The organism is Brevundimonas sp. SGAir0440 (assembly GCF_005484585.1).
Taxonomy (GTDB): domain Bacteria; phylum Pseudomonadota; class Alphaproteobacteria; order Caulobacterales; family Caulobacteraceae; genus Brevundimonas.
In genome coordinates, this window is sequence record NZ_CP039435.1 from 780,117 (window position 1) to 798,288 (window position 18,172).

Here is an 18,172-nt window from a genome sequence, read left to right on the forward strand (position 1 = left end):
TACGAACAGACTATCGCAGGATCGCCCAATCCAGGGCGTGGACCCGGTCGCGTCCCAGGGCGGCGGCCAGCGGCGGGGAGGCGAACAGGTCGGCGATGGCGGGATCGCGCACGTTCAGCCCGCCGGTGAAGGCGCCGAAGGCCGGCAGGACGATGCGCGATCCGTCGGTGACGAAGCAAGGACGGCGCACGCCGCGCCCATAGGCGGCGATCTTGGCGGCGGGGTGCAGGTGGCCCGCGACCTCGCCGCGCCGGTCGTCGTCGACGCTCAGCGCCTCCGGTTCGTGGGTCAGACGCAGCGCGCCCAAGGCCATGTCGCCGACGATCCGGCCGGGCAGGCGGGCGGTCGCCTCCGAATCGCGCGCCAGGCTGCGGTTCAGGGCCTCGCGGTCGTGATTGCCCTCCAGCCACAGCCAGTCGCGCCCCGCCGCCAGCCGGTCCAAACGCGTCCGATCGTCGGCCGCCATACGGGGAATGGCCTTCGTATCGTGGAAGCTGTCGCCCAGCAGGACGACCACTGCCGGGTTCAGTTCGACGATCTCGGCTTCCAGCCTGTCCAGCGTGGCCCGGCTGTCATAGGGCGGCAGGAGCTGGCCGCGCACGGCGAAGGCCGAGCCCTTTTCCAGATGCAGGTCCGCGACGATCAGGGCGCCGTGGGCCGGAACCCACATCGCCCCCGAACAGCGCAATACGCAGGCCTCGCCCGCGATCCGCACGCTCAGCGAACCGCAGATCTTGCGGGCCGGGGACAGGGTCTGGCGCAGGGCGGCGTTCATGCGGCGGCCCCCGACTGGCTGGGCGGCTCGGCGTCGTCCATGACCTCGGCGATCAGCAGGTCGGCGCTCTCGTCCAGAATCATTTCGGCGGCGTCTCCGCTGACCCGCTCGCGTCCGATCTGGACCAGAACGGGCACGCAGAAGGGCGAGGCGCGGTTCAGGGGTTGGTGGCGGATGCGTCCCTCGATGCGCGTCAGCATCTGGCCCAAGCGCGCCACGTCCAGCAGGCCGGAGGCGGCGTCGGCGCGGGCGGTCTTGAGCAGCAGATGGTCAGGTTGGTGGCGGCGCAGCACGTCGTAGATCAGGTCGGTGGAGAAGGTCACCTGCCGGCCGGTCTTTTCGGCGCCGGGCTGGCGGCGTTCGATCAAGCCCGAGATCAGGGCGCAATTGCGGAAGGACCGCTTCATCATGAAGCTTTCCTCGAGCCAGGCTTCCAGATCGTCGCCCAGCATGTCCGGCTGGAACAGGGCGTCCAGATCGATCGTGTCCATCGGCTTGATCGACCAGATCGCCAGCGAATAGTCGGTCACGACGAACCCCAGCGGCCCGACGCCCATCCGGTCCAGCCGCCGGGTCAGCAGCATGCACAGGGTGGTGTGGGCCAGATTGCCCTCGAACGGATAGGCCACCAGGAAATGCCGGCTGCCGCGCGGGAAGGTTTCGACCAGCATGGATTCGGCGTCAGGAATGACCGAGCGGGTTTCCTGCAACTCCAGCCATTCCTGCACGTCGGGCGGCAGGACACGCCAGTGGTCGCGGTCGTGGATCATGGTGCGCACCCGGTCGGCCAGCGAGGTCGACAGCGGGAACTTCGATCCGCCCCATGACGGGATTTTGGGGTCGCTGTCATTGGCGTGGGTGACCAGGGCGTCGGTCCCGGTGATGCCCTGAAACGCCCAGGTCTGGCCGGCGAACTGGAAGGTGTCCCCGGGCGTCAGCTGTTCGAAATACCATTCCTCGGCCTCGCCGACCTTGCGGCCGCCGATCAGCTGGCGCGAGGCGCCGCCGCGACGGCTGGCGACGCGGACGTTCAGCGTGCCGGCTGAGACGATGGCGCCGACGTTCATGCGGTGGCGCTGGGCGATATGCTGGTTTCTGACCTTCCAGCGGCCATTGGGCGTGCGCACGATCCGGGCGAACCGGTCGTAGGTGCGCAGCGCATAGCCGCCGGTGGCGACGAAATCGACCACCTCCTCGAACTGCTCCCAGGTCAGTGCGCGATAGGGTCCGCAACCGGTGACCTCGTCATAAAGGACCTGCATGTCGAACGGCTCGGAACAGGCGACGCCCATGACGTGCTGGGCCAGGGTGTCGAGCGTGCCGATATGGACCGGCTCCCAGTCGAATGCGTTGTCGGCGACGGCCTCGCGCGCCGCCTGGCACTCCAGCATCTCGAAGCGGCTGGCGGGCACCAGAAGCGCGCGCGACGGCTCGTCCAGCCGGTGGTTGGCGCGGCCGATCCGCTGGACCAGGCGGCTGGAGCCCTTGGGCGCCGCCATCTGGATGACCAGATCCACGTCGCCCCAGTCGATGCCCAGATCCAGCGTCGAAGTGCAGACCACGGCCCTGAGGTCGCCGCGCGCCATGGCCGCCTCGATCTTGCGCCGCTGCTCGGCCGCCAGCGAGCCGTGGTGCAGGCCGATAGGCAGGTTCTCGTCGTTGATGGCCCACAGCTGCTGGAACACGAACTCCGACTGCCAGCGGGTGTTGACGAAGATCAGCGCCAGCGTCGAACGCTGGATGGCGGCATAGACCTCCGGGATCGCGTGCTGCCCCGTGTGGCCCGCCCATGGCACCTTGCCCTCGGAGATCAGCACGTCGATGACCGCGGGCGCGCCGGGATCGCCCTTGACCAGGGTGACATCCTCGACGCCGGGCGAAGAGCTGAGCCACCCCCGGATCAGATCGGGATCCTCGATGGTCGCGCTCAGCCCCACCCGGCGCATGTCGGGCGCGAAGCTCTGCAATCGCCCCAGACCCAGAGACAGCAGGTCCCCGCGCTTGCCGCTCCAGATCGCGTGCACCTCGTCCAACACGACGCATTTAAGATCGGCGAAATAGGACCGGGCGCCTTCCCAAGCGCAGAACAGAGCCAGCTGCTCGGGCGTGGTCAGCAAGATGTCGGGCGGGAAGTCGCGCTGTCGCTGGCGTTTGGACTGTTTGGTGTCGCCGGTGCGCGTCTCGACGTGGATGTTCAGCCCGATCTCGCGGATCGGCGTCATCAGATTGCGCTCGACGTCCGTCGTCAGGGCCTTCAGCGGCGACAGATAAAGCGTATGCACCCCCGACCCCGGCCCGGTCGCCGGCTTCGGTCCGCGCTCTGCCAAGTCGATCAGGCTGGGCAGAAACCCCGCCAGCGTCTTGCCCCCGCCGGTCGGCGCGACCAGCAGGGCATGGCTGCCGGCCTGACCCGCCTCGACCATCTCCAGCTGATGCCGCCGGGGCGCCCAGCCGCGCGACGCGAACCAGTCGGCGAACAGGGGCGGAAGCGTTGCGGGAGCGGCGGCGGTCGTCACGGACGGGATATAGCATGTTCCCGTTCCGTTTCAGCCCCAGGGTCGCTATCTATCGGACGTGTCCGACGAATCCGTCCTTTCCGAAGCCCGCCCGACCGGCGCCCAGCCGTGGGCGGACTTGCCGCCGGCGCTCGCCACGCCGCCCGGCGCGGGGGCGGTGTGCGACGAGGCGGGGGCCAGGAAGATCGGGCGCGGGGCGGCCGAGGGGTTCTTCAGCACCGGGCCGGTGATGACAGCCCATGCGTCGCTTACTGCGCGCCGGTTGGGGCTGACGCCGCCGCCCCGGTCGCCGGAGCTGATGGACGTGCTGGAGCTTTACGCCTTCGTGCGGCCGGCGCGCTTCTGTGCGCCGTCGCCGACGGGGCTCGCGCTTTCGTTGGGCTCAGCCGAGCCGAAGTCGGCGGAGGACCAGGCGGCGGCCCTGCGCGAGGCGGCGGGTCTGCTGCTGCGAGAACTGGCCGATCCGGCCTACCCGGAGCGCGAGGCGGCCTATGTCCTGGCGCTGACGATGCAGCGGGCGGGCTGGGCCTGGGGCGAGCGGGTGGTTCAGGCGCTGGAGGCCGGCGGCGTGCGGGCGCGCCAGCATCGCGGGTCGGGTATGGATGTCTGGTCGCGGCTGATCGAATGGGAGGACGAGGCGCCGCGCGGCGAGGCGGGATCAGCGCCGGTCGACAGCGAGAGCGCGCGCATCCGGCTGGAGAAACTGCTTCAGGCCTCGGGTCTGGACGAGACGCGGCCGACCCAATCGGACTACGCCGCCGAAGCCGCCTTCGCCTTTTCGCCGAGGAATGAGGAGGGGCGGCCCCGCATGCTGCTGGCCGAGGCGGGAACCGGCACCGGCAAGACTCTCGGCTATCTGGCGCCCGCCTCCCTATGGGCCGAGCGGAACCAGGGCGCGGCCTGGATTTCGACCTATACCCGCGCGCTGCAACGCCAGATCGACCGCGAAAGCCATTCGCTGTGGCCCGATCCGGCCGAGCGCAGGAAGAAGGCGGTGATCCGCAAGGGGCGCGAGAACTATCTGTGCGTCCTCAACCTGCAAGACATGGTGCAGGCGGCCCAACTGGGGAATGGCGACCTGATCGGCCTGGCGCTGGCCGGGCGCTGGGCGCTGCATACGCGGGACGGCGACATGACAGGCGGGGACTTTCCCGGCTGGCTGCCCGGGCTGTTCGCCATGCCGGCCGCTCATGCGGCGGGAGCGGCCAATCTGGTGGACCGGCGCGGTGAATGCGTCCACGCCGCCTGTCCGCACTACCGCACCTGTTTCGTCGAAAAGACGATCCGCGCCAGCCGTCGGGCGGACCTGGTCATCGCCAACCACGCCCTGGTCCTGACCCAGGCGGCGTTCGACGGCGCGCGCTCGGCGCGGGGCCAGAAGTCGGACGGCGAGACGGCGGCGCTGAAGCGGATCGTCTTCGACGAGGGCCACCACCTGTTCGACGCCGCCGACAGCGCCTTTTCCGCCTGTCTGTCGGGCCAGGAGGCGGCCGAGCTGCGCCGCTGGATCCGTGGGCCGGAAGGGCGGGGGCGTCGCGGCCGCGGGCTGGAGCAGCGGCTGGGCGACATGGTCAACGACAATGAGGCGGCGTTGAAGGCGCTGCAGGACGCCATCCGCGCCTCGGCCGCCCTGCCGGGCGAAGGCGTGTCGGGCCGCGTCGCGCCGGCCTCGGGCGAGGTCAATCCGATCGGCCCGATCGAAGCCTTTCTGGCCGCCGCCCTGGACCAGCTGCGCGCCCGCACGGCCGAGACCAATGCCTATGGCGGACCCGAGTTCGGCATGGAATGTGCGCTGAAGCCGGTGACCGATCCGGTCGCCGAGACGGCGCGCGCCGCAGCCAAGGCCCTGGCTGCCATCGAGGCGCCGCTGCTGGCCTTGTCGCGGCATCTGGAAGACATCCTCGACGACGAGGCGGCCGAGTTGGACGGGTCGCAACGGTCGCGCATCGAGGGGGCGCTGCGCGGGCTGGATCGGCGCGCGCGCATGACCCTTCCGGGTTGGCGTTCGATGCTGGCGGCGCTAGAGGATGGAGGCGATCAGCCCGATCCCGATTTCGTCGACTGGCTGTCGGCCGAAACGGCCTTCGGACGCATTCACGACGTGGCCCTGCGTCGCCACTGGATCGACCCGACGGTTCCGCTGGAGGCCGCCGTGATCGTGCCGTCGCACGGGGTGCTGGTCACGTCCGCCACCCTGTCCGATCCCTTGCAGGAAGACCCGTTCGACCTGGCGCGCCTGCGCACCGGCTCGGCGCGTCTGATCGAGCCGCCGCGCACCCTGAAGGTCGAAAGCCCGTTCGACTATGCGGCCAACAGCCGGGTCATCGTCGTCAACGACCTGGTCAAGGACGATCCGCGCCAGACGGCGGCGGCGATGCGCGAACTGTTCCTGGCGGCGGGCGGCGGAGGCCTGGGCCTGTTCACCGCCATCCGCCGGCTGAAGGCGGTCTATGAGCGGCTGGGGCCGGATCTGGCCAAGTCGGGCGTGCCGCTTTACGCCCAGCACGTCGATCCGCTGGAGGTCGGGGCGCTGGTCGATATGTTCCGGGTCGAGGAGAATTCCTGCCTTTTGGGCACCGACGCCGTGCGCGACGGGGTGGACGTGCCGGGGCGCTCCTTGCGCGTTCTGGCCTTCGATCGCGTGCCTTGGCCGCGCCCGGACCTGCTGCACAAGGCGCGGCGCGAAAGGATGGGCGGCAAGGGCTATGACGATGCGCTGGCCCGGGCCCGCATCGCCCAGGCGTTCGGCCGGCTGATCCGACGCGGCGACGACAAGGGGGTGTTCCTGATGCTGGACGCCGCCACCCCCACCCGCCTGTTCGCCAGCCTGCCGCCAGGGACCGAGGTGCAGCGCATGGGCCTGGCCGATGCGGTCGAGTTGACCCGCAGTTTCCTGAATCCCGAGACGACATAGGATGTCCAAGACCACGCCCGCGACCGTCGCCCTGACCAGGGCCGGGGTCGCCTTTGATCGGTTTCCCTACGACTATGATCCCGACGCGCCGCGCGTGGGGTTGCAGGCCGCCGAGGCCTTGGGGATCGGGCCGGAGCAGGTGTTCAAGACGCTGATGGTACTGGTCGATGGTGCGCCCGCCTGCGTCATCGCGCCGTCCGACTGCGAGGTCAGCATGAAGAAACTGGCGGCGGTGCTGGGGGCTAAGTCGGCCCAGATGATGAAGCCCGCCGACGCTGAACGGCAGACCGGCTACAAGGTCGGCGGGGTCAGCCCGTTCGGCCAGAAAAGGGCTGTCCCGACCGCGATGGACGAAACCGCCATCCTGTTCGATCAGATCCTGATCAACGGCGGTCAGCGCGGGCTTCTGCTGGGTCTGGCGCCGGAGGATGCGCGTCGGGCGGCGAACGCCGTGCTGGCCGACCTGACCGCCTAGAAGGCCGCTGTGCGGCGCGCTATAGGTCCGGCATGACCGACGCCTCGACGACCAAGCGACACAGCCGCAAGGGCCTGTATGCGCCCTTCATCCTGGTGTTGATCGCGCTGGCCGCCTGGACCGGATGGTGGTTCTATCTGACGCGCCAGATCGACACGCGGCTGGAGGCCCAGATCCAGACCCTGCGTCAGGTCGGCTGGAACATCCGCTTTGCTGGCAAATCCATCGACGGCTGGCCGTTTCGCACGCATGTGGCCTTGACGAACCTGATGGTTCAGGCGCCGTCGGGCCATGCGATCGAGGCGTCCCAACTGACCGCAGAGGCCAACGCCTATCAGCCGACCAAATGGGTGGTGGTGGCCCCGCAGGGCCTGATGCTGACCCGCGCAGGCAAGGGCGAGGTCGCGGTCAAGGGCGACGCCATCCGCATGAGCGCCAGCGGCATCGATCAACGCTGGCCCAATCTGGCGCTTGAGATGGTCAATCCGGTCTTCACGGCCCAGACCGGCGCCGAACCCTTCCCCATCGCCCGCGCGGCGCGGATCGAATTCTACGCCCGGCCGCATCTGGAGGGCTCGACCACGCCGACCGACGACGTCGATGTCATGTTCCGGCTGGTCGACGGGCAGGGGCGGGCGGACGGCCCCGTCGAAGGCTTCGCCCAGGATGGCCGCCTGACCACCCAGCTGGAGGCCGAGATCGGTCAGGCCAGCTTGCTGAAGACCGGGGGCGACGCCGCGGGCGTCTTTTCCGCCTGGACCAAGGCGGGCGGCGCCTTCCGCAATGTGCGCGGCGATCTGCAAGCCGGCGACAGCCGCGCGACGCTTTCAAGCGACGTGTTGAGCGCCGATGCGAACGGCCGGTTGACCGGCCAGGTCCAGCTTCAGGCGCAAAAGCCTCTGCCCGCCCTGGCCGGTCTGATGGCGACCCGACAGGGGCCGGTCAACCGGATCGGCGCGGCGGGGGCCGCCGCAGCGGCGGGCGCGGCCCAAGCCACGGGAAAGGCGACGGGTAAGGAGCAGCTGCCCCTGACGCTGGTCTTCCGCGACGGCCGCACCTGGCTTGGTCCTTTCCCGCTGGCCCCGGCGCCCAAGCTGTTCTGATGGCCCTGCTGGACGAACCCGAAGCTGACGACGCCCTGCTGGCGCTGGATCGCGCCTTGGTCAAGGCGGTGCGGGCGCGGGTCGCCGCCGGTCCGCGCGACCGGGCCGACGCCTCGGCCATCGCCCTGCGTCAACTGCTGGACGGCGCCTCGACGGACGAGGCTGCGGCGGTCAAGGCGGTGTGGGGCCGGATCGAGGCGGCGACCGGACCCGCGCTGGTCGTCTGCGGCGGCGTGGCCCAGGCCCTGGCGACGGACCGCTACGGCCTGCGGTCGCGGCCTCTGTCCGCCGACGAGGCGTTGAAGGCGGCCGAGGCGGGCTCGCGCGCCGTAATCGACCTGTCGCCCGACCGGCCGTGGTGGGGCCGCCTGCTGGCGCGGCCCGAACTGAAGATCGTCGCCGCCCTGCCGGACGATCGGCGCGGACGGCCCCAGGCCTTCGTCGTGTCAAAGGAGACGTCCGGCCCCACGGGCGAGGACCGCAGCTTCTGGGTCACCGATAGCGGCTGGTCCGAGACCAAGATCGTGGACGCCCTGGGCGACGCGGGACTGGTCGCCGATCCGCTGGCGGCGGCGGGCGGGTTGAAGCTGTTCATGCTGACGGGCTATGTGCAGGTCGACGACGGGCGGTTGAAGAGCGCGCCCGGCCGAATGAGCGGCGTGATCGGCGCCGCCCCCATCTTCTGAGATCAAGGCTTCCATGACCGACGCGACCGCACCCCAAGGCCCCGTGGCGAAACCCGGCATCCTCGACATCGCGCCCTATGTCGGCGGCAAGTCGTCCATCGCCGGCGTCGCCGAGCCGATGAAGCTGTCGTCCAACGAGAACATGCTTGGCGCGGGCGAGAAGGCGCGCGCGGCCTATGAGGCGGCGGTCAGGAACATCCACGTCTATCCCGACGGCCGGGCGACCAAGCTGCGGAATGCGGTGTCGGAACTGCACGGGTTGGAGCCTGAGCGGCTGATCTTCGGCAACGGCTCGGACGAGGTCTTCGCCCTGTTGAACCAGACCTATCTGACGGCGGGCGACAACATCGTCTGCGGCCAGTACGGTTTCCTCGCCTACCGCATCAGCGCCCTGGGTTGCGAGGCCCAGGTCAAGCTGGCGCCCGAGCCGAACTTCAAGGCCGAGGTCGATGCGCTCCTGGCCCAGGTCGATGACCGCACCAAGATCGTCTATGTCTCCAATCCGTCCAACCCCACCGGCAGCTACAATACGGGCGAGGAAATCCGCCGCCTTCACGCAGCGCTTCCTGCCCACATTATCCTGGTCGTGGACGAGGCCTATGCGGAATATGTGACCGAGGCCGACTGGGAGACCGCCTTCCCGCTGGCCAGGGACGCCGAGAACATCGTCGTCACCCGCACCTTCTCCAAGATTCACGGCCTGGGCGGTTTGCGCATCGGTTTCGGCTATGCGCCGCTGAAGGTCGCCGAGGCCATCGACCGTATCCGCCTGCCGTTCAACGTCTCTGTGCCGGGGCTTGAGGCCGCAACGGCCGCGCTGTCGGACGAGGCGCACCAGACGACGTCGCGCGATCTGATCTCGAACTGGAAGCCGCGCCTGACCCAAGCCCTGCGCGGCTTTGGGCTGAACGTCCTGCCGAGCGCCGGCAACTTCGTGCTGGTCCTGTTCGACAGCCCCGAACGCGCCGCCGCCGCCAACGACTATCTGAACATCAAGGGCATCATCGTCCGCCCCGTCGGGGGCTACGGCCTGCCCCAGGCCCTGCGCATCACCATCGGCACCGAGGACCAGAACCGCGCCGTCATCGATGCACTGAGCGAGTTCGCGGCGGGTTAGTCCGTCTCAGAAATCCGTGACGGCATAGCGCCGTCACGGAACAATGGTGAAGCCTTCGACGGGCTGCGACTCGACATGCCCGGGGTGATACATGTCGATATAGATCGTGGTCTTGGCTGGCTGACCGCTGCTGCAGGTCACGTCGAAACCGTCGATGACGTGGCTCGAATGCTGAATGCCCATACTGCCGATACGGGAGAAGATGGGCGGTTTGCCGTCGGAGCAACGCAAGCGGTTGAGGTAGGCCTGCTCTCCCGGCGGCATGTCAGCGCGGACAGGATTCGCCTCACTGCCCAATGCGCCGTTCGTCGCCCCTGTCGTGGCGCACCCGGCCAATGTTAAGAAGACAGCCGTCAGTCCGATCGTTCTCATAGACAGTTCCCCCTTGAGATCCCCAGACTTGCTCATGCGTGATGAATAGACAAGCCAGGTTGCATCTCAACCAAGCTTGAGCCCTCAGTCCGCGCTGGAAAACCGCACCACGCCGATCAGGCCCGCGCGCCAGACGTGGTCGTCGCTGACAAGGGGGCTGTCCTTGGTGTCGCCCAGGCGCTGTTCGTAGTTGACGAAGCCGCCGACGCCGAACCGCTTGCCGACCGGGATGGCCAGGAAGGCGACGGCGCCCGCGCCCGATAGACCGCCCGACGCTTCATAGGGGCTGAAGCCGCTGCCCGGCGCCTGTTCGGCGGTGACGCCGTAGTAGCGTTGTAGGCGCTTGTCGTCGCCGCCGGTCACATAGCCGCTGACCCGCAGCAGACCTACCGGCGTCACGCGCTGATGACCGACCGAGGCGAAATACTGCATGCCGGCGTCGTCACCCGACACGTCCTGGGCGACGCGTCCGCCGACCACGATCCCTCCGAACCGCTTGTAGGCGTAAAGCGCTGCATCTGCGCCCAAGCCGGGGCGTTCCAGGCTGGAGCCTTCGATGTCGCCGGCTGCGAAGCGGGGGCGCAGTTGAACGCCAGCGCGCGTGTCGTCCGTCTTGAACGCGTTCCAGCCCAAGCCGTCCAGACCATTGGCGTAGACCACGTCCTTGTAGTTGGCCGAACCCCAGGCGGTGTAGTTGACGTCATCGCCCGTATTGCCCGTTGCGCTGAAACCGTGGGTGATCCCGCCCCCGACATCGACCCGCCACGTCTTGGGCGCCTCGACCTGCTCATAGGGTTGCGACTGGGCCAGGGCGGAGCCGGCGACGGCGGCGAAGGCGACGGAGAGCAGAAGGGGACGAAGCATCGGGCGTTTCCATGAATGGCGCCCGAGCGGGGAGGTCAGGCCGGTTCAGAATGCGCAAGCTGGGCCTTTGGCTCCAGCAGCGCCAACGACGCCGTCTCTATGCGACTTTCCAGCAACGCCATCATGGCCCCGCGCTTCAGCTGGGCCGGGATCGGCTCAAGAAATTGGAACACGACCGTGCCGGGATAGCGGCGGAAGCCGTGGGCCGGCCAGTGGACGCCGGAGTTGGTGGCGACGGGCCAGCAGGGGCCTTCCAGATCGCGATAGATGGCGGCGACGCCGGGCTTGTAGTCGCCGGGCACGCCCGGATCGTTGCGCGTGCCCTCGGGGAAGATGACGATCTGGCGGCCTTCGGACAGGCGGTCGCGCGCCTGTCGCGTCATATCCTTCAGCGCCTTGGCGTGGCCCGCGCGATCCACGGCGATCATCTTCGACTTCCAGGCGAACCAGCCGAAGAAGGGCAGGGGCATCAGTTCCTTCTTCATCACGAAACAGGCGTCGGGCAGGACGGCCAGCAGGGCCACGATGTCCAGCATCCCCTGGTGTTTGGACGCGATCAGGGCGGCGCCGGACGGGGCGTGCTCCAGCCCGCGCACCTCGACCTTGACCCCTGCGATCCAGCGCAGGCCGAACAGGACGATCTTCGCCCACAGCTTGCACACGCCCTGAACATAGCGATGCGGCAGCAGCAGGACCGGCGACAGGCCGATGGCGATGATCGGCATCGACAGATAGAGCCAGGCGGTGAAGATCAGGGAACGCAGGGTGTTCACTTAGGACGCGGCCTTTTCGTCAGGGGCGGTTTCGGTCTCGGCCGTGACGGCGGCGGGCCGGTCGCGGGTGATGCGACGCACGCCCTCACGGCCCAGGACGGCGAGGTATTTCATATATTCCAGCGTCATCCGCCGCGCAGTCACCGCCGCCCGCCACCAGCGCGCATTGTCCAGCGACGGGGTGGAGATGGCGTAGGGCGTCAGTTTCACGCCCGGCAGTTGGCCCCGGATTTCGACCAGCGATCGCGGCATATGATAGTCGGAGGTGACGACGATCAGGCTGCGATAGCCCTTGGCGCGGCTCCAGGCGGCGATCTCCTGGGCGTTGCCGACCGTGTCCTCAGCCTCGAAACCCAGGTCGACGCAGCAGTTGAACAGACGGCTGGAGCCGGGCGTCAGCTCGCGCAGCTCCTGGCGGCGCACCTCGCGATTGACGCCGGAGATCAGCACCCGTTCGCCCTTGCCCTGTTCCAACAGGCGGATGGCGGTGTTGACCCGCTCGGACGACGGACCGGTCAGGGCCACGATGGCGTCGGCGCGCGCGGGATCGTCGGCCGGCGTCAGCTCGCGCACCCGGTGCGCAAAGGCGAACAGGCCGACCAGCCAGATCAGACCGGCGATGAAGATGACGCTCAACAGTCTCATGCGCCCCCTCCCTCTGTCGGCCGTCCTGACGCCAGCATTCGCATGGCGGCGAATCTCGCCGCGAGAACGGCAACCGTAGCCGCGAGCAGCGGGCAAGGCGAGAGCAACGCTAGGTCGCTCCAGCTGATCGGCAGGGCCGCCGTCAGGCCGCCCGATCCGCCGATGAACCGCAGGAGGATCAGAAGGACCGCCGCCAGCCCGGCGCCGATCGCGCCCGCGCCGGCCGCCATCAGGCCGAACCGTCGCTGGAACAGCCAGGCGATGGCCCCGTCGGTCGCGCCGTTCAGGCTCAGGGTCTCGATCACGCCTTGACCGGCCGCTAGGCCCGCCCGCGTCGCATAAGCGATGGCGGCGCCCGCAGCGAAGGCGACGGCCAGGAAGGCGGCGCCGGCCAGGACCGTGATCATGCCGGCGGACCGCTCGACCTCGCCGCGCCACAGGCTGTGATCGTCCACCGTGGCGTCCAGCCCGGCCTCGGCCAGGGCGCGGCTCAGGGTCACGGCGCTGGCCGGCGCCTGGGCGTTCAGTCGGACCGTCACCAGATGGGGCAGGGGCAGGTCGGGCAGGACCGCGTCGCCCAGCCAGGGGCGCAGCAAATCCTCGGCCGCCTTGCGGCTCAGGGCGGCGGCCTCCTCCACCCCATCGACGCCGGACAGGGTCTCGGCCGCGCGGGCGGCGGCGGTGTCGCCGGTTTCGCCGACGCGGGGACGGACCTGCACGGTGGCCTCGGCGCCCAGCTGTCGGGCCCAGCCGTGCGCGGCGCGGTCGGCGGCCGAGGCGGCGACGGCGGCGAGGCAGGCCAAAAAGCACAGGACGGCGATGACGGTCATCAGCCACGGCTCGCCGGCCGCGGCGGGCGGAAGCAGGCCGGGCCGGCGGCTGGAGAGGCTGAAGTCAGACAGACGGATCATGCGGCGGCCCGCGAGGGTTCGCTGAGCCGTCCAGCCTCCAACCTTAAGACGCGCGCCCCCGACCGCTGGGCCAGGGCCTCGTCGTGGCTGGCGATCAGGACGGTGGCGCCCAGTTTGTTCAGCGACTGGAACAGCCGCAGCAGCTTGTCGGCCATGACGGCGTCCACGCTGCCGGTCGGTTCGTCGGCCACGATCAGGCCGGGGCGGGTGATGACGGCGCGGGCGATGGCCAGCCGCTGCTTTTCACCGCCGGACAGGGCGGGGGGACGGGCCTCCATCCGGCGACCCAAGCCGACCCATTTCAGCATCTCGCGCACGTCGTCGGCGTACTCGGCCTCGGATAAGCCCGTGAGGCGCAGCGGCAGGGCGACATTGTCGAAGGCTGACAGATGATCCAGCAGGCGGAAATCCTGAAACACCACGCCCATCCGCCGCCGAAAGGCCGGGATGTCGCGACGATCGATGCGCGTGACATCCGATCCGAACAGGCGGAGGGTTCCCGTTCCGGGTTGGTCCGCCAGCGTCAGCAGACGCAGCAACGAGGACTTTCCGGCCCCGGACGGCCCGGTAAGAAAGTGGAAAGAGCCGCGCGGCAAAATGAGGTTAACGTCCCGCAGCACGTCGGGCGCGCCGACATAGCCGAAGCCGACGCCGGACAGGCGAACGGTCTCGGTCATAGCGGCGGGTTCGGCGGGCGAGGACGGCATGGTATGTGTTTCAGGAACAGGGCGCGGCGTCGCGCCTTACGGGAGGGGGCGACAGCCTCGCAGTCAGCCACATGATACTGACCTGCCCCGCCTGCGCCACCAGCTATTTCATTCGTGACGAAGCCATAGGCCCCGAAGGCCGCAAAGTGCGCTGCCAATCGTGCGGCGACGTGTGGCGCGCGACCCCCGACGAGCCGCTGGAACTGACCCTGACGCCCGAGCCGGCGGTCGCCGCTGCCACGCCTGCAACCTCGCCCGAACCCGATCCGGCACCGACCGCCTCCAGCCTGGCCGAAACGCCGGCGCCGGAGCTGCCTCGCGCCTTCCGCGCCCGCGCCGATCGGCAGAAGAAGCTGCGCCGCGCTGCGACCCAGGGCGTGATCTGGGCGGGTCTGGCCAGCGTCTTTATCGGCCTGATCGTTTCGGCCTTCCTGTTCCGCGTCGAGATCGTCCAGGCCTTCCCTCGGGCGGCTTCGGCCTACAAATTCTTCGGCGCGCCGGTCAATCCGGTCGGGCTGGACTTCGAAGCCCTGACGGCCAAGGCCGCGCCAAACCATCCCGGCATGATCGTGGTGTCCGGCGCCATCCGCAATGTGCGCGACGTCGAGATCGTCTCGCCGCCGATTCGCGTGGCCCTGCTGGACGCCGCCGGCGCCGAGGTCGGGTTCAAGATCGTAAAGATCGACGCGGCGCCGGTCCTGCCGGGCAAGGTCCAGGGCTTCGCTGCTCTGATCCCCGATCCGGGCGGCCACGGGGCCGGGATCGGCGTCGACTTCGCGCCGGCCAGCCCTTCGCCTGTAAAACCCCAAGCTGAACACGGCGGCCATGAGGCGAAGGCCGCGCCCGCGCACGCGCCGCAGCCCGCCGCCGAAACCTCTCAAGGACTGCGCTCGGCGACGGCGCCCGGCGCCGAGGCGCCGAACACGGCCGCGCCGATCGACGCGCGACCGGTCGGGGCTGTGGACAAGGGGCATGGTGAGGCGGTATCGGCCTCGCATCATGGCTGATCCCTCCCCGACGCCGACCGTTCTTCTGTCCGAGGCCGAGGTGGCGCGCATCGTCGCCGACCTGGCCCAGCGCATCGCGCCCGTCATCGACGACGATACGGTCGCCGCCGTGCTGCTGACCGGCGGCCTGTGGTTCGCCGCCGACCTGACCCGCGCCCTGTCGCGCGTCGGCCGCAACGTCCGTTTCGACGCCCTGTGGCTGGCCTCCTATGGCGACGAGCAGACCAGCCGGGGCCGGATCGACGTCTATGCGCCGTTCCAGCGCCCGATCGCGGGACGCCGCGTCCTTATACTGGACGACGTCTTCGACACCGGCCTGTCGCTGGCGGAAGCCGTGCGCATCGCCCGGGAGGCGGGAGCGTCCGAAGTCCTGACCTGCGTTTTCGCCAGGAAGCCTTGGCCCAAGCCCCGCGCGCCCGAGCCGGACTTCGTCGGCTGGGAGGCGCCGAACCGTTTCCTGGTCGGCTATGGCCTGGACCACGCCGGGACGCTGAGGGGCCTGCCGGACATCTGCGCCCTCGACTGAGCTCAAGGCGCGGCGACAGCGGGGATAATCCGTCCAGGGCTGAATTTCCGCCTGGTTCGGCGTTGACTCTCCGACACCCTTCCGTATATGTCGCCGCTCTTCGCCGCCGGGGCCCTCTCCGGGGGCGTATCTTTTTTTGCGTTTGCGCTGAGGCTTCAACATGTACGCGGTGATCAAGACCGGCGGCAAGCAGTACCGGGTCCAACCGGGCGACACCATCGTCGTCGAAAAGCTCGACGGCGACGCCGGCGCTGAGCTGAAGTTCGACAGCGTCCTGATGCTGGGCGGCGACAAGGGCGTGACCCTGGGCGCCCCCCTGATCGACGGCGCCTTCGTCGGCGCGACCCTGGTCGAGACCCGCAAGGGTGAGAAGATCAAGATCTTCAAGAAGACCCGTCGCCAAGGCTATCGCCGCACGAACGGCCATCGCCAGATGGAATCGGTCCTGCGCATCACCGGCATCGAAGGCGCCGGCGAGACCGCCAAGTGGGACGGCAAGGTCGATCTGACCACCAAGGCCGAGATCAACCTTCGCGCTCGCAACCTGGCCGCTCGTGACGCTGCGTCCTCGCTGGGTTCGACCGAGACGGTCGTGACCGACGTGGACGGCGCCGAGGTCAAGGGCGTCGTGGTCGAGAACTCGGCTCCCGCCAAGAAGGCCCCGGCCAAGAAGAAGGCTGCGCCCAAGGCTGAAGCCGCCGGCGACGAAGCCTAAGACATTCACCGGCGCTCACCGCGCCAGACCAGTTAAGAGAGACGTCCTCAAGTAGGCCGAAAGGCCGGTAGGACCCTCAAGAAAGTACGGAGCGGCAAGATGGCTCACAAGAAATCCGGTGGTTCGTCGCGTAACGGTCGCGACTCCGAGTCGAAGCGCCTTGGCGTGAAGAAGTATGGCGGTGAGCGCGTGCTGGCCGGCAACATCATCGTGCGCCAACGCGGCACCACCTTCCACCCCGGTGAGAACATGGGTATGGGCCGCGACCACACCTTGTTCGCCCTGACGAATGGCGCTGTGAAATTCACCACCAAACGTGGCGGCCGTTGTTACGTGTCGATCCTCGCGGCCAATGACGACGCCGCTCAGGCGATGGCCGCCGAGTAACGCAGTCTGGATCTTCCCGGATCGCGTTGCTCCTGCCAGCAGCCGATCCGGACCAGGGATGATAATCCGCGGGGAGTCTGGATCACCAGGCTCCCCGTTTGCGTTTCCCCGCCTCGAAGACCGTCCGAGCCCTTCAAGGAGATGGTCGACAATCCGAGGCAACGCCCATGTGCGTCATCGAAACCTCTCCTGTCGTCGAGACCCGGCGCCTGATCCTGCGCGCGCCCGCGCCCCAGGATGCGCCGCGCATCGCCGCCCTGGCCAACGACCTGGACATCGCGCGCATGACCAAGCGGATGCCGCATCCGTTCCAGATGCGCGACGCCGACGACTTCGTGTTGCAGGTCGCCTCGCAGGACCCAAGACGAGCCAACACCTTCGTCATCGACCATGAGGACGTGGGGCCCATCGGCGTCATCGGCCTGTTCGAGGGCGAAGACCGGGTGCCGGAAACCGGCTATTGGATCGGGCGTGAATACTGGGGTCGGGGCTTCGCCACCGAGGCGCTGGACGCCGCCCTGGTCTGGGCCAGCCGCAAGTGGAAGCGCCGGGCGCTGGTCGCCGGCCATTTCGCCGACAATCCGGCCTCTGGCCGCGTGCTGGAAAAGGCGGGCTTTCTCTACACCGGCGAGACGCGCCGGGCGTGGAGCCGTGCGCGTCGGGCCGAGGCCGATACGCGCATGATGGTGTGGCTGGCCTGACGGCCAGCCCGCAGGGTCAGCCGCCCGCCAGGGCGGGGCCATAGACGGCCGCGACGGCGACGGCGCCCACCACCAGCATGGCGCCCGCGCCGGCGATGAAGGTGGCGATGGTCTTGGACCGGCGACGCCGCATGCCGCCCGCCTTGTACTTGCGGATGATGACCGACGGCCCTCGCGTAAAGGCCTCGGATCCTATGATGTTGTGTTGGGACAAGAAAAAAGCTCCCCGAACTCTCGCACAGAAGCCGCGATCAGTCCGGGGCGCTCGTGGTCAGAAGATGGCGATCCGCGTTACCGGGGTCGCATCTTCGTGAGAAGGGGCCTGCGGGTCACAGGGTGACGGAGACGACCCGGCCGCCGCGCGTCTGCACCGACTGCATCAGCACCAGGGGCGCATCGCCCGAGGTGACCGGCACGATCAGGAACCAGCCGCCGTCTGGCAGGCCGTCAAAACGGAAACGGCCGTTTTCGCACCGCTCGGAGCGGACATAGTTGCGATAATCGGCGTTGGCGTCGGCGACGGTGCGGGCGCGAACGACGGCGGCAGGCACGGCCGCGCGCTGGGTCGAGCCGTACAGGGTGCGAATGCGCGCGCGGGTATAGGGTGTGTCCGGCGTCAGACCGACGCTGGCGACGCAGTCGAAGGCCTTGCCGTCCCGGGCGAAGGCGATCTGGCCTTGAATGCTGTTGCGGCCGGGCATCTGGGACCAGCCGAAATCCGCCTCGTTGAAGGCGGCCGGTCCCCCGTTCGGCAGGCCGCCGCCGGCTGTCGGCGCGCAGGCGGAGAGGGCGGCGGCGGTCAGGGCGAGAGCCAAGCCAGGGGCGGCGAACGAACGGATCGACATGGGGCTTCCTCCGGGATTTCGGGGTCGTGGGGGACGACTTCCCCCACTATCGCACGACAGGCCGGGCGACTTCCACGCTCAAGATTCCCCCTCTGGACCCGGACCCGACAACGCGCGAAACAGGCCCGACAAC

General features: G+C 69.0%; 20 protein-coding genes. 10 read left to right on the forward strand and 10 right to left on the reverse strand.

What is annotated here, in order from left to right; all coding sequences use genetic code 11:
- Window positions 1-10: 10 nt before the first annotated feature.
- Together pdeM and E7T10_RS03815 are read right to left on the reverse strand one after the other, a co-directional pair.
- On the reverse strand, window positions 11-775 hold the full coding sequence (pdeM, locus tag E7T10_RS03810; protein WP_137720796.1) for a ligase-associated DNA damage response endonuclease PdeM: 765 nt from the start codon (window positions 773-775) through the stop codon (window positions 11-13).
- Entirely contained in the window at window positions 772-3,198 is a 2,427-nt protein-coding gene (locus tag E7T10_RS03815) for a ligase-associated DNA damage response DEXH box helicase (RefSeq protein WP_246846137.1), read from the reverse strand. Before E7T10_RS03815 ends, pdeM begins: the two co-directional genes overlap by 4 nt.
- Window positions 3,199-3,349: 151 nt before the next feature.
- Between E7T10_RS03815 and E7T10_RS03820 the strand changes: the two genes are divergently transcribed.
- From E7T10_RS03820 to hisC, 5 genes are read left to right on the forward strand one after another with little or no spacing between them, the layout of a single operon-like run.
- On the forward strand, window positions 3,350-6,205 hold the full coding sequence (locus tag E7T10_RS03820; protein ID WP_137720798.1) for an ATP-dependent DNA helicase: 2,856 nt from the start codon (window positions 3,350-3,352) through the stop codon (window positions 6,203-6,205).
- Between the two features lies 1 nt (window position 6,206).
- The gene (gene ybaK, locus E7T10_RS03825) at window positions 6,207-6,680 is read left to right on the forward strand and encodes a Cys-tRNA(Pro) deacylase (RefSeq protein WP_137720799.1); all 474 of its coding nucleotides are present in this window, start codon (window positions 6,207-6,209) and stop codon (window positions 6,678-6,680) included.
- A gap of 32 nt (window positions 6,681-6,712) precedes the next feature.
- Entirely contained in the window at window positions 6,713-7,783 is a 1,071-nt protein-coding gene (locus E7T10_RS03830) for a DUF2125 domain-containing protein (protein WP_137720800.1), read from the forward strand.
- Window positions 7,783-8,469, forward strand: coding sequence for a hypothetical protein (locus E7T10_RS03835; protein ID WP_137720801.1), 687 nt, complete (start codon window positions 7,783-7,785; stop codon window positions 8,467-8,469). The genes E7T10_RS03830 and E7T10_RS03835 overlap by 1 nt, the downstream gene beginning before the upstream one ends.
- Window positions 8,470-8,482: 13 nt before the next feature.
- Window positions 8,483-9,586 (forward strand): histidinol-phosphate transaminase, encoded by a 1,104-nt coding sequence (gene hisC / locus E7T10_RS03840; RefSeq protein ID WP_137720802.1) that lies wholly within the window; start codon window positions 8,483-8,485, stop codon window positions 9,584-9,586.
- Window positions 9,587-9,619: 33 nt separating this feature from the next.
- On the opposite strand, the gene E7T10_RS03845 is transcribed toward hisC, so the two are convergent.
- The 6 genes from E7T10_RS03845 to E7T10_RS03870 form a co-directional block, all read right to left on the reverse strand.
- Window positions 9,620-9,958, reverse strand: coding sequence for a hypothetical protein (locus E7T10_RS03845; protein ID WP_137720803.1), 339 nt, complete (start codon window positions 9,956-9,958; stop codon window positions 9,620-9,622).
- Between the two features lie 84 nt (window positions 9,959-10,042).
- Window positions 10,043-10,822, reverse strand: coding sequence for a MipA/OmpV family protein (locus tag E7T10_RS03850; RefSeq protein ID WP_137720804.1), 780 nt, complete (start codon window positions 10,820-10,822; stop codon window positions 10,043-10,045).
- A gap of 35 nt (window positions 10,823-10,857) precedes the next feature.
- Window positions 10,858-11,595 (reverse strand): 1-acyl-sn-glycerol-3-phosphate acyltransferase, encoded by a 738-nt coding sequence (locus E7T10_RS03855; protein ID WP_137720805.1) that lies wholly within the window; start codon window positions 11,593-11,595, stop codon window positions 10,858-10,860.
- Complete coding sequence (locus E7T10_RS03860; protein ID WP_017506413.1) at window positions 11,596-12,240, reverse strand: YdcF family protein; 645 nt, start codon at window positions 12,238-12,240, stop codon at window positions 11,596-11,598.
- Window positions 12,237-13,151, reverse strand: a complete 915-nt coding sequence (locus tag E7T10_RS03865; protein WP_137720806.1) for an ABC transporter permease — start codon at window positions 13,149-13,151, stop codon at window positions 12,237-12,239. The genes E7T10_RS03860 and E7T10_RS03865 overlap by 4 nt, the downstream gene beginning before the upstream one ends.
- A complete protein-coding gene (locus E7T10_RS03870) occupies window positions 13,148-13,858 on the reverse strand; it encodes a cell division ATP-binding protein FtsE (RefSeq protein ID WP_091750615.1) in 711 nt (236 codons plus the stop codon). Before E7T10_RS03870 ends, E7T10_RS03865 begins: the two co-directional genes overlap by 4 nt.
- 71 nt (window positions 13,859-13,929) lie before the next feature.
- Here E7T10_RS03870 and E7T10_RS03875 point away from each other — a divergent pair, with 71 nt between their 5' ends.
- From E7T10_RS03875 to E7T10_RS03895, 5 genes are all read left to right on the forward strand, one after another.
- Window positions 13,930-14,865, forward strand: coding sequence for an MJ0042-type zinc finger domain-containing protein (locus E7T10_RS03875; protein WP_137720807.1), 936 nt, complete (start codon window positions 13,930-13,932; stop codon window positions 14,863-14,865).
- Window positions 14,858-15,391, forward strand: coding sequence for a phosphoribosyltransferase (locus E7T10_RS03880; protein WP_137720808.1), 534 nt, complete (start codon window positions 14,858-14,860; stop codon window positions 15,389-15,391). Before E7T10_RS03875 ends, E7T10_RS03880 begins: the two co-directional genes overlap by 8 nt.
- A gap of 160 nt (window positions 15,392-15,551) precedes the next feature.
- Window positions 15,552-16,106, forward strand: a complete 555-nt coding sequence (gene rplU, locus E7T10_RS03885) for a 50S ribosomal protein L21 (RefSeq protein ID WP_137720809.1) — start codon at window positions 15,552-15,554, stop codon at window positions 16,104-16,106.
- A 99-nt stretch (window positions 16,107-16,205) separates the two neighbouring features.
- Window positions 16,206-16,493, forward strand: coding sequence for a 50S ribosomal protein L27 (gene rpmA / locus E7T10_RS03890; protein ID WP_066552731.1), 288 nt, complete (start codon window positions 16,206-16,208; stop codon window positions 16,491-16,493).
- Window positions 16,494-16,660: 167 nt separating this feature from the next.
- The gene (locus E7T10_RS03895) at window positions 16,661-17,194 is read left to right on the forward strand and encodes a GNAT family N-acetyltransferase (RefSeq protein ID WP_045810625.1); all 534 of its coding nucleotides are present in this window, start codon (window positions 16,661-16,663) and stop codon (window positions 17,192-17,194) included.
- 16 nt (window positions 17,195-17,210) lie between these two features.
- Here the strand turns inward: E7T10_RS03895 and E7T10_RS03900 are convergent, their stop codons facing one another.
- Together E7T10_RS03900 and E7T10_RS03905 are read right to left on the reverse strand one after the other, a co-directional pair.
- Entirely contained in the window at window positions 17,211-17,408 is a 198-nt protein-coding gene (locus tag E7T10_RS03900) for a hypothetical protein (RefSeq protein WP_039244035.1), read from the reverse strand.
- A 115-nt stretch (window positions 17,409-17,523) separates the two neighbouring features.
- A complete protein-coding gene (locus E7T10_RS03905; protein ID WP_055807750.1) occupies window positions 17,524-18,039 on the reverse strand; it encodes a hypothetical protein in 516 nt (171 codons plus the stop codon).
- Between the last annotated feature and the right edge of the window lie 133 nt (window positions 18,040-18,172).